Raw genomic sequence first — 12,627 nt, 5'->3', positions numbered from 1 at the left:
TACCTTCGGCATCAACGGTTGGCCGGCTGACGGCTCAAGTCCAGAAATATCTGATTGATTTTACGGAAAGAAATTCTTTCGGCGTTTGCAAAACGCCATCCTAGCCGTGGACCAGATCGCCGTGATTGGAGCGACAGCAGAACGTCGTCATTCGAAACGCGGCATTGCCGGTTGCAAAAATCCTGCTTCGTCGCGTTAAATAGAATACTATTTCTATAGATAATAAGTTGTGCTGTTAGCCTATCGTCTCCCTTACGACGGAGGCTGATATGAGTACCGCGCAACGACAACTCAAACTTGGCGCCTTCCTGTATCCGACAGGCCATCATGTGGCTGCCTGGCGGCATCCGGAGGCACAAGCAGATGCCGGTTCCAACATCGCTCACTACGTCGAGCTTGCGCAACTCGCCGAAGCGGCAAAATTCGATCTCATCTTCATGGCGGACGGCGTCGGCACTCGCGGTACCGACATCGACGCTCTGAGCAGGACCGCGGTGCGCTACGTGGCGCAGTTCGAGCCGATTACGCTACTTTCGGCTCTCGCCGCGGTGACAAAAAACATAGGCTTCGTCGCCACAGCGTCCACCTCCTACAACGAGCCCTACCATATCGCCCGGAAATTCGCCTCGCTCGACCACATCAGCGGCGGACGCGCGGGCTGGAATCTGGTTACCTCGTCCAGCGAGCACGAGGCGCATAACTTCGGCCGTGACGAACACTATGCGCATGCGCAGCGATACGAGCGCGCCGAAGAGTTTGCCGACGTCGTACGCGGTCTTTGGGACACCTGGGAGGAAGATGCATTCTTGCGCGACAAGCAAAGCGGCATCTACTTCGATCCGGACAAGCAGCATATTCTCAATCACACGGGCAAGTTCTTCAAGGTCAGAGGACCCCTCAACGTTGCCCGAGCGCCCCAGGGCCACCCCGTGCTCGTACAGGCAGGGTCGTCGGAACCGGGCAAGGAGCTTGCCGCGCGCACCGGCGAAGTCGTCTTCACGGCGCATCAGACGATCGAGGATGCGCGGGGCTTTTATGCTGACCTCAAGGGCCGCCTGTCCAAATACGGGCGCCGGCCCGACGAGCTGAAGATCATGCCGGGGATCTTCCCGGTCGTCGGCCGAACGCAGGCGGAAGCCGAAGATAAGTTCCAGGAGATCCAGGATCTCATTCACCCGGTTGTCGGCCTCTCGATGTTGAATGGCATGGCTGGCGGCGTCGATCTTTCGAAATATCCTCTGGATGGTCCCATTCCCGACGTGCCTGAGACGAACGCGAGCAAGAGCCGCCAAGAGCTGCTTCGCGACCTTGCCCGACGCGAAAACCTGACGATCCGCCAGCTCTATCTCAGGGTCGCCGGTGCGAGGGGACATTGGCAGATTGTCGGAACAGCGAGCCGGATCGCGGACGAGATGGAGCACTGGTTCACGACCGGCGCCGCCGATGGCTTCAATGTGATGCCGCCACATCTGCCGGTCGGACTGCGAGACTTTGTTGAGCTGGTGCTGCCCGAACTGCGGCGGCGTGGCCTGTTTCGCACCGAATACCAGGGCAGGACGCTGCGCGAGAATCTCGGACTCAGCGTACCTCGACATCCGGCGCGCCTTCGGGCCGCGGCAGAGTAGGGCCACAAAATGAACCGACCCCACCTTACAGTCGAGCATATCACCCGGCAGTTCCAGATCGACGGCGAGCCGCTTGTCGCGCTTGACGATATCAACCTCGATATTGCCGAAGGCGAGTTCGTGACGATCGTCGGCGCCAGCGGTTGCGGAAAGTCGACGTTGCTGCGCCTTTTCGCCGGTCTGGATGTCGCGACATCGGGCACTATTCGTCATGCGGGCGAGGCAATCAGCGAGCCTAGCCTCGACCGCGGCATCGTCTTTCAGGAGCCGCGCCTCTTTCCCTGGCTCACGGTCGAGAAGAATGTCTCCCTTGGTCTTTTGAACAGCAGACTGCCCAAGGCGCAGAAGTCGGAACTCGTGCGCGAACATCTCGAGCTGGTCGGGCTTTCCCGTTTTGCGAACGTCTACCCGCACCAGCTGTCCGGCGGCATGGCGCAGCGCGCCGGTATCGCCCGTGGCCTCGTCAGTCGGCCGAACGTCCTACTGCTTGACGAGCCCTTCGGCGCGCTCGACGCCATCACCAAGGCGCATCTGCACGACGAGCTGGAGGAGATCTGGGCCAAGGAAAACATCACCATGGTGATGGTCACGCATGACGTTGAAGAGGCGGTCTATCTCGGGGACCGCGTCGTCGTGATGTCGCCGCGCCCAGGCCGCATCCGTGAAATCGTACCGGTCAGGCTGGCGCGCCCGCGCCGCCGCACATCAAGCGAGATCGCCAGTGCGCGCGATCGCGTCCTGAAGAGCCTTCATGCGACGGGGGAGAACACGCAGTCCCGGCAAAGAGGTCTCAGCCATCCGATGACGGCGGTCACACCGAACGCACAATTGCTCTGGCCAGATAAGCTTCACAAAAACGGAGAGAAACTATGAAACGCGCATTTCTGTCACGCGTCGCCGCCAGCCTCGCCCTGATGCTCGCCGTCGCGCCGGTCACGGTCCAGGCGGAGGAGCCGCTGGTTATTCATGTCGGCTATGCCGCCATAGGCGTCGACAATCGGCCTTACGCGGAAGGCACCTCTGCCGCGACGGCACGGGCGGGTGAATTTCTGGAAAAGGAATTCGCCAATGATCCGAACATCAAGATCGAGTGGACCTTCTTCAAGGGCGCTGGCCCTGCCGTCAATGAAGGCTTTGCCAACGACCAGCTCGACTTCGCCTATCAGGGCGATCTTCCTTCGCTGATCGGCCGCGCCAACGGTCTGAAGACGAAGTATCTCCTGGCGAGCGGCGCGCGAAAGCCGCTCTACCTTGCTGTGGCGAAAGCCTCCGGCATCAAGTCAATCGAGGATCTGAAGGGTCGCAAGATTGCCCTCCAACGCGGCACGAACGGTCATCTCGCTGCCATCAAGGTTCTCGAGGCGCACGGCTTGAAGGAACGCGACGTTCAGGTCGTCAACCTCGACAGTGCCGGCACGGTTGCTGCGCTGACCAGCAAAGACATCGATGCGGCCTTCGGCGACACGCAGTTGATCAACCTTGCCGCAAAGGGTGCCGCCGACGTCATCTACACGACGAAGGGTGACGATCCCCGCTTTGGTCGCAATGCGGGTATCATCGGCCGGGAGGCATTCATCGAGGCCCATCCGGAGATCACCCAGCGGGTCGTCGATGCGTTCGTCAAGGCGGCGCAATGGTCGTCCGATGAGCCCAATCGCGCGGCCCTTCTCGAACTGTGGCACAAGTCCGGAACGCCGGTTCCGATCCTTGAGGAGTACTTCAAGGGCGATGCGCTTGCCTATCGCAATTCGCCGTTGATCGATGACCTCCTCGTCTCGCAGTACAAGGAGCAGGGCGAAAAGAGCAAGGAATTCGGGCTCATCCGCCGCGATGTCGACCTCGAAGGCTGGTTCGAGTCGCGCTACCTGAACAGCGCGATCGAGCGCTTCGGCCTGCAGCACTTCTGGCAGCCTTACGGCGCCGACGGCAAGCCGGTCGCCTCGTAAACCAGGACCGGAGCAGCAGGCTGATGGCAACCTATCTCGAACTTTCTGGCCATCACGGCATCACGAACTGGCGCAGATATCTCAGGGGATGGCTCCCTTCGCTCTTAGCCTTGCTTCTTCCGGTATTGCTGATCTCAGTCTGGTGGCTTGCTTGCGCAAGGGGCTGGCTGCCAGAGCAGATCCTTCCGGCGCCCGCCTATGTGCTGGAGACCGGGCGCGATATGTTTGCGAGCGGTGAACTGCTCTATCACGCCGCAGTCAGCTTGCGGCGCGTGATCTTCGGTTTTGTGATCGGCGCGGTGTTGGGTCTGGCGCTTGGCATCGCCATGGGGCTATCTCAACGCGCAGAAGACTATATCAAACCGCTCTTCCTCGCCTTTGCGCAGATCCCGACGCTTGGGTGGATTCCGCTCCTCATGCTGCTGGTCGGTATCGAGGAGACACTGAAGATCATCATCATCGCCAAGGGGGCGCTCGTCCCTATTGCGCTCAATACCTTCTCGGGTATCCGCAACGTTCCCGGCAAGTACATCGAAGTCGGCAAGGCACTGCGTTTCAGCCGCTGGCAGACGCTTCGGCTGATCGTTTTGCCCGCTGCCGTTCCGTCGATCTTCACGGGAATCCGCTACGGCCTCACGCACGCATGGACATCGCTCGTCGGCGTCGAGCTGCTGGCATCGTCCGAAGGACTTGGATACCTGCTCGTCTGGGGTCGGCAGATGTTCTGGCTGGACACCGTGATCGTCGCGATGATCGTGATCGGCCTCATCGGCTTTGCGATGGACAAAGGACTGAGTGGCGCCGAGGTCTTCATTCAGCGCTGGAAGAAAGAGGGGCTTTAAACGATGGTCGCCACATCAACGGATATCGTCCGCCTCCGGCGGGGCCTCACGCTTCCACTTCTTCTTCTCGTCGCATGGGAAGCTTCGAGCCGCTTGGGGCTCGTCGATCCCCGCTTCTTGCCATCCATCGAGGATGTCATTTCGACGGCCAAGCGTGAGATCATCGACAATGGTCTGACGGGCCAGCTCGGATCGAGCCTGTTGCGCAATCTTGCCGGCTTCCTGATCGGCTGCGTTTTCGGCGTCAGCTTCGCGACGCTGGTCGCCGTTACCCGAACGGGGGATCGGCTGATCATGCCAACATTCAACGGCCTCAAACAGATTTCCCTGCTGGCCTGGATTCCGCTGATCTCGGTATGGTTCGGTTTTGGTGAACAGGCGAAGGTCGTGTTTGTGGCGCTCGCTGCCTTCATCCCCATCGCTCTCAACACCTATGACGGCATCAAAAGCGCGCCCGCCGATCTGGTCGAGGTCGCGCGTGCGCTGCGGTTCAGGCCCTGGCAGCGCGTCACCAGAATCTACCTGCCCTCGGCCCTGCCGGCGATCGCAACCGGCATTCACCTTGGCCTGATATACTCGTGGTTGGCAACGGTTGGAGCGGAATACTTCCTTGCCGTGGGTCCAGGCATCGGCGGCCTTGTGATTGCCGGGCGCGAACGTTTCGATATGGCACTGGTTATGGTTGGCGTGATCATTCTCGGCCTCGTCGGATTTGCGCTCAACAGGCTGGCTGGCGCGGCTGAAGCAAGGCTCCTGCGCTGGCGCAGTTGACAACAGCAAATTTCAAGTTTCCCAACGCAACGTCGTTTCTCTTGTCCACGGATGTGGCGCTTCGGGTTTCGAGCCGACGAGGCAACGGCGAGGACCGTTCGGGCAGGAACGCGGGTACAAGGTTGCGCGAGCGCCTCGGCGGCCTGCAACGGCCGGCCAACAGGTTCCTTGCTGGTCTTTGATCCGTACCCTCGCGGGCTCACCGACCATCGCGCGCTACGCTAGCGGTTTTTACCAGTCCTTTTGCGGAGTTTGCCGCGGCATACAATATTTCGTCGTTTCCCTATTTGCATCGCCGGCGCAATCGTCCTGCTCGGCGCGAAGCCGCAGAAGCATGCGCATTCTCTTCATCGGGTCAGCGGGACGAAAAATCTTCTGCGCGCAGTTATTCTTTCCCATGCGAGAAGAAACTTTGACTTCGTGTTTGGGCACGCGAGACGGATGCTTCTGTCGACGACCATTTCGGAACCAAGAGGAGCCTTCGCGTGTCCATCAGCCGTCGTAGTTTCAATCAGTTAATTCTGCTTGCCGGCGCGAGTACCATCCTTCCGTCGATCTCCTTCGGGCAGGGTGCCGCGCCAGCTTCTGGCGGCACCTTGAATTGGGTCTACCGCGTGGATCCGGGCAGCGCATTGCTTGCGATCAATACGTCGTCGGGAACCGGCCAGGCCATCGGTCCGAAGATCGTCGAGGGGCTCCTGACCTTTGACTTTGACGTCAAGCCGCAGCCACTATTGGCAACCGACTGGTCCGTCTCTGACGACAATCTTCGCTACACATTCAAGCTCCGTAAGGGTGTCAAATGGCATGACGGAACGGACTTCACCTCCGCCGACGTTGCCTTTTCGATCCTACGGCTGAAGGAGGCTCATCCGCGCGGTCGCATCACCTATCAGAATGTCGTCGAAGTCCAGACACCTGATCCGCTTACCGCCATCATCGTACTGTCCAAGCCCGCTCCCTTCCTGCTAGCGGCACAATCGAGTTCGGAATCGCCCATCGTTCCGAAGCATATCTTCGAGAAGCTCGCGCCGGGCGATGGCCAAACCCTGCAGACCGCGATCGGCACAGGGCCCTTCAAGCTGACGGAATGGGTGCTCGGCAGCCATCTGATCTTCGAGCGAAATCCGGACTACTGGGATGCCGGAAAACCCTATCTCGATCGCATCATCCTGCGCGTGGTGACGGATCCGGCTGCGCGTTCTGCCGCCTTGGAGACGGGCGAGGCCGACATAGGCGACAATCCCGTGCCGCTCGCCGACCTCGACCGGTTGAAGCAGGATCCCAATCTTGTCGTTGACACCACCACCTACGCCTATTCCGGTCCGCAGCAGCAGCTGTTCTTCAACTACGACAATCCGCTCTTTGCCAAGCGCGAGGTGAGGCTTGCCATCGCCAGGGCAATCAATCTGCAGGAGATCGTCGATATTGCGCTTTACGGCTATGCACAGGTTTCTCCAAGCCCTGTCAGTACGGCATTGCCGAAGTGGTACGATCCAAGTGTCGTGGCGCATCCGTTCGATCCTACCGCCGCCGAAAAGCTCCTCGACGAGGCAGGCTATCCGCGCAAATCGGACGGAAAGCGTTTCGATCTCCGGCTGACGTACAATTCCTATCTGCCGCAAGGTTATGCCGATGTCCTGAAAAGCCAATTGGAAAAAATCGGCATCGGCATCGAGATCAAAAAGTACGACCTCCCCACATTCCTCAAGACTGTCTACACCGACAGGGCCTTCGACTTGGTGGTGGAATCTCTCTCAAACACCTTCGATCCTTCCCTCGGCATCCAGCGCGCCTATTGGAGCAAGAATTTCAAGATCGGCCTGCCATTTTCGAATGCGAGCCACTACGCCAATGCTCAGGCAGACGCGCTGCTCGAGGCGGCCGCCATTGAGCCGAATGAGAAGAAGCGATGGGAGACCTGGAGCAAATTCCAACATCTCATCCACGACGAAGTTGCTTCCGTCGACCTCGTTGCTGCTGGTGCGCAGATCGTTGCCAACAAGCGGGTGAAGAACTTCGTTACGGGATCGCAGGGGCTGAACTGGAGCTTCGGCGACCTGTGGATCGATCCGAACGCTTGAGATCAAGGAGGTCGGACAATCAACAGCATGTTGATGCCGCCCCAGGCGCCTACCAGACTTCCCGCCAAAAGATTGACAACGATCGCCGAATGCTCCGCGATGCGCTGAAGGGTGCCGTTCCTGCTCGGAAGGAAGGGCATCATGGCACATTCGGAGCGTCCTTCCACTCAGCACCTGCGATATCAAGCTGGAAAGAGCGCGATCGTCGCTGGTCGGTGGGCCGTGATTGACACTTTTACGAGGCTCTCCTCGAGTGGAGATCGATCTCCCAGTTTCGTTCCAGATTCGACAACCTCTACGTAGGTTCAAACCCTTGAGTTTTCCGCCAAGCAATCACGTCTACACGGATGTCGCATAGGCGTGGCAGGTCGCAATCTTCAAAAGTAGTTCGGCGAGGCGTTGCGCCTGGAGTAACCCACCTTTCCCAAACGGTGTTCATTTCGCCAAAAGCCTTGAGATCGCGGAGCCAGATATTCGCTTGAACTAATTCTGACCTGTCGGTACCCGCGTCTGAGAGCAAGGCATCAATGCGGTCGAGTATCTCGATCGTCTGCGCACCAACGCCAGCGCCTATAGTAGTACTGGCAATCTGGCCAATGATATGGACAGTTTGAAGTGGCGACGCCTCGTCGACGGGCAAATGCTCGATAGCCATCGGCCAGTTTCCTTGTTTCAAGTGGTACGTGGTGCTTGCCGGAAGGCAAATTGCATCCGTTGTGCCAATTGGAACAGGCCGTTTTATTTTTTGCGGCTATAACGGGATGTTATGGACGGTCCGCCATCGCAGTGTGTCGCGACACGAACTCGACGAGATAACGAACACCCTCGGACGCTTCGGACTGGGCATAAAATCCGATCTCGATCCGCACGGCTCCAGGAAGGTCGGCTGCCTTGTCGAGTGCGCGGCATCCCTCCGGGATCGTGGCTTCAAGCATGGGGCCAACACCAATGCCGACCCTTACCGCCGTCGCCATGGCAACCAAAGTGGAAGCAACACAGGCGGTCTTCCATTTTATGTTCCGCTGCGACAGCGTTGCTATGGTGCGAACATTCCAGGGGCAGCTCTCATCAAACATGATCACCGGGAGCGGCCGGCTTGCGTCGACCACAAAATCCGATCTGACAACCCAGGTCAGATATTCGGTCCATATCAGGATGGGTTTCCGGTTGAGGACGGTGATATCGCAAACAACGAGATCGAGTTTTCCCTCTTCAAACATCTCTGCCAGACGCCGATTTGGCTCGACAATGATATCGATATCCACCTTGGGGTTTTGAGCCCTGAAGTCACGAAGGATGTCTATCAGGCGACTGGCGGCGAAGTCCTCGACGACCCCGAGACGGATTCGTCCCTGGAGTATCTTTCCGGTAAGCCGCCGGCCGACCTCGTCGCTAAGCACCACGATCTCTCGGGCATAGGCAACCATGATCTGGCCATGAGCCGTGAGCTCAAGTCCTTTTGAGGAACGGGAAAAGAGCGTTACGCCGACGAGCTCCTCGAGCTTGCGAATTTGCATGCTGACTGCCGCTTGAGTTCTGTGCAGTTTCGCCGCTGCGCCGTTGACCGTTCCGATTTCGGCGACCGTCAGGAACGCCCGGAGCAAATATGAGTCGAGATCAAGCATTTGACAGCGTCTTCGTCTGCGTTGCTCCGCGCTGCGCGACCTTGCCCGTCGACAGCAAAACTGACATTGTACGATCTCTAGTTCGGGCGCAACGGTCCAGAAGTCCCTCCCGCCATCCGGGGAGAGAGGCAACCGGTCGCCTTTGCCCTATAAGAGCTTCTGAACGAACACGTCGATGAATACTCACGCCTGTGCTGCAAGAGTATCAGGAATCGTTATAGCCCCTCACGAAATATCAAGGTTGTAAAGGCTTTCCGCCAAGCAAATGATGGCGCCTTGGATCAGAACTGGGGAGCTTATCTTGACGATTGACCAAGACTTTCTGGAGGACCTACGCCTTCGCTTCGGCAATGCGGCCGGCGGCGAAATGCTCGATCCACACTTCCGCGAAGTGGCCGCAAGTGTCTTCAGGGATGGCGACGGCCGCAAGTGGCCATTTGCCGACCCGGCGACATTCCTTGGTGCGTCCTTCATCGAAAACGGCATCAGACCCGACGTGCTTGCAGCACTGGATGTAGCCTTGATCGGCGTGCCGATGGATCTTGGTGTCACCAATCGCGCCGGATCACGGTTGGGTCCGAGGGCCGTTCGGGCGATCGAACGTGTTGGTCCCTATGAGCATGTCCTCGGTGTTGCGCCAATGGGGAAGCTCAAGGTTGCTGACGTCGGTGACGTTCCGATGCGAAGCCGCTTTGACCTTGCCGGATGCCATGCGGACATCGAGCAAAGCTACCGCATGATCGCGGATACCGGAGTGATACCTTTGTCGGTGGGCGGAGACCATTCCATCTCCGGTGCCATTCTCAAGGGATTTGCGAGCCGCACTCCCGTCGGAATGATTCACATCGATGCTCATTGCGATACGGCAGGCCCGTACGAAGGCTCCAAATTCCACCACGGTGCCCCATTCCGAGAGGCCGTTCTCGCCGGCGTCCTTGATCCCAAAAGAACGATCCAGATCGGCATTCGAGGCGGAGCCGAATATCTCTGGGAATTCTCATTCGCTTCCGGAATGACGGTCATACACGCCGAGGAAGTCGCGGAAATGGGCATTAAGTCCGTGATCGCGCGCGCCCTCGGGGTCGTCGGCTCCGGTCCAACGTATATCAGTTTTGACGTCGACAGTCTGGATCCCGCCTTTGCGCCCGGAACCGGGACACCTGAGGTCGGGGGACTGCTTCCGAGAGAAGTTCTCGCCATGTTGCGCGGTTTCCGAGGAATAAATCTCGTAGGCGGCGACGTGGTGGAGGTCGCACCGCAGTACGACGCGACCACCAATACGGCCCAGATAGGGGCGCAGGTCCTATTCGAACTGCTTTGCCTTGCCATGTTCAGTCCGTCCGCTCGCGTGCGGGCCGCTTAAGTCACCCAAATCCAGAACCAAGAAAAGGGGAACATAAAATGACTATCAGCAAACTGGGACGCACTATCGCCGCCGCTGCGGCATTCGCTTTCGTCGGCTTATCGGCGCACGCCGACGATCTCACCGACATCAAGGCTGCAGGCCAGATCAATGTCGGTATATTTTCCGATTTCCCTCCATTCTCCTCGGCCAGCGCCGACATGAGCCTCAAGGGATATGACGTCGACGTTGCTCAGAACGTTGCCGACAGTCTTGGTGTGAAGCTCAACCTCGTGAGCGTCACAGGACAAAACAGGATTGCCTATCTGAATGACAAGCGCGTCGATATTCTAATGAGCGTCGGCTATTCCAAGGAGCGTGCCGAGGTCATCGATTTTGCGGCTGCGTACGCGCCGTATTACATCGCGGTCATAGGGCCGGCAGCTGTCCCAATTAGCGGCAAGGATGACCTCGCCGACAAAACGATTGCTGTTAACCGCGGGACGCTCGAAGACACCTCGTTGACCGCCGCAGCGCCGGCATCGGCCACCATCCAGCGCTTTGAAAACTACAATTCCGTCATCCAGGCCTTCATCTCTGGTCAAACACAGTTGATGGTGGTCGGCAACGACGTCGGTGCACAGGTTTTGGCACGGCAGGACGCGTTGAAACCAGAACAAAAGTTCCAACTCTTGACGTCGCCGTCGCATATCGCTCTCCGCAAGAGCGAGGAAAGCCTGAAAAACGCCGTCAATGACGTCGTTGCCAAGATGATCGCCGAAGGGAAACTCGACGCAAGTTCGAAGGCCTGGCTGAAGACACCACTCAACCCTGAAAATCTCAAGGATTGATCGGTATGAGCGCTCCGCGCCGTGGAAGGAGTGGCGATGACCTATAGCCTTGGCTTCGACTGGCTCTGGGGCGGTGCGGGCGCACTTGCATATGGGGCGGGTATGACGCTTTTGCTGATTGCCTGCACCACCATCTTCGGGATGGTACTGAGTGTTTTTGGCGCTGCTGCGCGAAGAAGTCGGTTCGGCTGGTTGCGCCGGGCTGTTGGCCTCTATGTTGAAGTAATCCGCAATACGCCGTTCCTGGTCCAGCTTTTCTTCATCTTCTTTGGCCTCCCAAGTCTCGGAGTCCATCTCAATCCCGTGACCGCCGCAATACTCGCAATGACACTGAACATGGCGGCTTACACGACCGAGGTTGTAGGGGCGGGGCTCGATGCTATCCCTAAGGGGCAAAGCGAAGCGGCACTGGCGCTCGGGCTGAAGCCCAGGCACGTATTTTTCAAAGTCGTGTTGCCCCAGGCGCTCAAAATTATCTTTCCGGCCCTGACAAGCCAGATCGTCATCATGATGCTGGAATCGGCTGTGGTCTCACAGATTTCAGTTCGAGAACTGGCGCAAGAAGCCGACCTTTTGCAAGCCCGCACTTTTCGTTCATTTGAAACGTATCTCGTCGTGACGATGATCTACCTTGCCATGTCGGCAACCCTCAGGCGTTTGCTGATCGCGGGCGGTCGCAGGTTCCTCGGAGCGGGGATATCATGATCGAGTTCACGTTCTGGGACATTTTACGCAATCTCGCTTTCGCGACGCGTTGGACGATTCTCTTATCAATCGCCGCCTTCGTCGGCGGGGCCTCCGTCGGCATAGCAATCCTCTTTGCTCGGATATCGCAATCCTTTTGGCCACGGCGTCTTGCGTCAGGTTACATCGCGCTGTTCCAAGGAACGCCACTTCTCATGCAGCTCTTCTTGATGTTCTTCGGGTTGCCCATGTTGGGCTTCCGAATTGAGCCATGGACGGCGGCAGTGTGCGGGCTTACGTTTTATGCCAGTGCCTATCTGGCAGAGATATGGCGAAGCGGCGTCGAGGCGCTTCCGCGCGGACAGTGGGATGCTGGTGCGAGCCTCGGTCTCCACCGCCTGCAAGAACTTCGGCTTATCATCCTGCCGCAAGCTTTCCGGATAACTCGAGCACCGATCGTCGGGTTTCTCGTGCAGCTGATCAAGAGCACAGCCTTGACGTCCATTCTGGGGTTTGAGGAACTGATGAGGACGGCGAACGCGATAAACAACGCAACGTTTGAGCCCTTCAAAGTTTATGGGTTGGTCGCTGCAATCTTCTTTGTGCTTTGCTATCCGCTCACCGAGTACGCGCGAAAGCTCGAAAGAGATGCCCCAATTCGTTGATGAATGACACCGGGGCGGTCGGGCGAAATCGTTTCATCTTTGGCATCCTGGAACGCTGCCAGCTTGGAGAGATTGTCTACGTCTCACGATGGAAACGTGTGGCTGAGTCTGATTGCGCCGGAACCGATCGCGGCGAATCGAAACTTCTCATCCAATATCTCTTTGCTCGGCAAAAGGATTAGTGCTCGCGAC

At 58.3% G+C, this 12,627-nt stretch carries 12 protein-coding genes; 10 read left to right on the top strand and 2 right to left on the bottom strand.

Translation table 11 applies throughout. The features are described 5' to 3' along the window. The first annotated feature begins 269 nt into the window (after nt 1–269). The 6 genes from BSG20_RS16270 (at nt 270) to BSG20_RS16245 (ending at nt 7,268) form a co-directional block, all read left to right on the top strand. Nucleotides 270–1,625 (top strand): LLM class flavin-dependent oxidoreductase, encoded by a 1,356-nt coding sequence (locus tag BSG20_RS16270; RefSeq protein ID WP_072378591.1) that lies wholly within the window; start codon nt 270–272, stop codon nt 1,623–1,625. A gap of 9 nt (nt 1,626–1,634) precedes the next feature. Beyond that, nucleotides 1,635–2,498, top strand: coding sequence for an ABC transporter ATP-binding protein (locus BSG20_RS16265; protein WP_083539967.1), 864 nt, complete (start codon nt 1,635–1,637; stop codon nt 2,496–2,498). Continuing rightward, entirely contained in the window at nt 2,495–3,571 is a 1,077-nt protein-coding gene (locus tag BSG20_RS16260) for an ABC transporter substrate-binding protein (RefSeq protein WP_072378589.1), read from the top strand. Before BSG20_RS16265 ends, BSG20_RS16260 begins: the two co-directional genes overlap by 4 nt. 23 nt (nt 3,572–3,594) lie before the next feature. Next, a complete protein-coding gene (locus BSG20_RS16255; protein WP_072378587.1) occupies nt 3,595–4,413 on the top strand; it encodes an ABC transporter permease in 819 nt (272 codons plus the stop codon). A gap of 3 nt (nt 4,414–4,416) precedes the next feature. Continuing rightward, nucleotides 4,417–5,184, top strand: a complete 768-nt coding sequence (locus BSG20_RS16250; RefSeq protein ID WP_072378585.1) for an ABC transporter permease — start codon at nt 4,417–4,419, stop codon at nt 5,182–5,184. Nucleotides 5,185–5,669: 485 nt separating this feature from the next. Then, nucleotides 5,670–7,268, top strand: a complete 1,599-nt coding sequence (locus BSG20_RS16245; protein WP_072378583.1) for an ABC transporter substrate-binding protein — start codon at nt 5,670–5,672, stop codon at nt 7,266–7,268. Between the two features lie 295 nt (nt 7,269–7,563). Here BSG20_RS16245 and BSG20_RS16240 read toward each other — a convergent pair whose 3' ends face one another. Then, nucleotides 7,564–7,923, bottom strand: a complete 360-nt coding sequence (locus BSG20_RS16240; RefSeq protein WP_072378581.1) for a Rid family hydrolase — start codon at nt 7,921–7,923, stop codon at nt 7,564–7,566. A 109-nt stretch (nt 7,924–8,032) separates the two neighbouring features. Beyond that, on the bottom strand, nt 8,033–8,893 hold the full coding sequence (locus BSG20_RS16235; RefSeq protein ID WP_072378578.1) for a LysR substrate-binding domain-containing protein: 861 nt from the start codon (nt 8,891–8,893) through the stop codon (nt 8,033–8,035). 301 nt (nt 8,894–9,194) lie between these two features. Between BSG20_RS16235 and speB the strand changes: the two genes are divergently transcribed. The 4 genes from speB to BSG20_RS16215 are packed head-to-tail and all read left to right on the top strand — an operon-like array spanning nt 9,195 to nt 12,435. After that, nucleotides 9,195–10,256, top strand: coding sequence for an agmatinase (gene speB / locus BSG20_RS16230; RefSeq protein WP_093041224.1), 1,062 nt, complete (start codon nt 9,195–9,197; stop codon nt 10,254–10,256). Between the two features lie 38 nt (nt 10,257–10,294). Continuing rightward, nucleotides 10,295–11,086, top strand: coding sequence for a transporter substrate-binding domain-containing protein (locus BSG20_RS16225; RefSeq protein WP_072378574.1), 792 nt, complete (start codon nt 10,295–10,297; stop codon nt 11,084–11,086). 36 nt (nt 11,087–11,122) lie between these two features. Next, entirely contained in the window at nt 11,123–11,791 is a 669-nt protein-coding gene (locus BSG20_RS16220) for an amino acid ABC transporter permease (protein WP_072378572.1), read from the top strand. Beyond that, nucleotides 11,788–12,435 (top strand): amino acid ABC transporter permease, encoded by a 648-nt coding sequence (locus BSG20_RS16215; RefSeq protein ID WP_037120329.1) that lies wholly within the window; start codon nt 11,788–11,790, stop codon nt 12,433–12,435. The genes BSG20_RS16220 and BSG20_RS16215 overlap by 4 nt, the downstream gene beginning before the upstream one ends. The last annotated feature ends 192 nt before the right edge of the window (nt 12,436–12,627 follow it).

Source organism: Rhizobium tibeticum, assembly GCF_900110205.1.
GTDB lineage: Bacteria > Pseudomonadota > Alphaproteobacteria > Rhizobiales > Rhizobiaceae > Rhizobium > Rhizobium tibeticum.
This window is presented reverse-complemented; position numbering and strand designations above follow the sequence as displayed.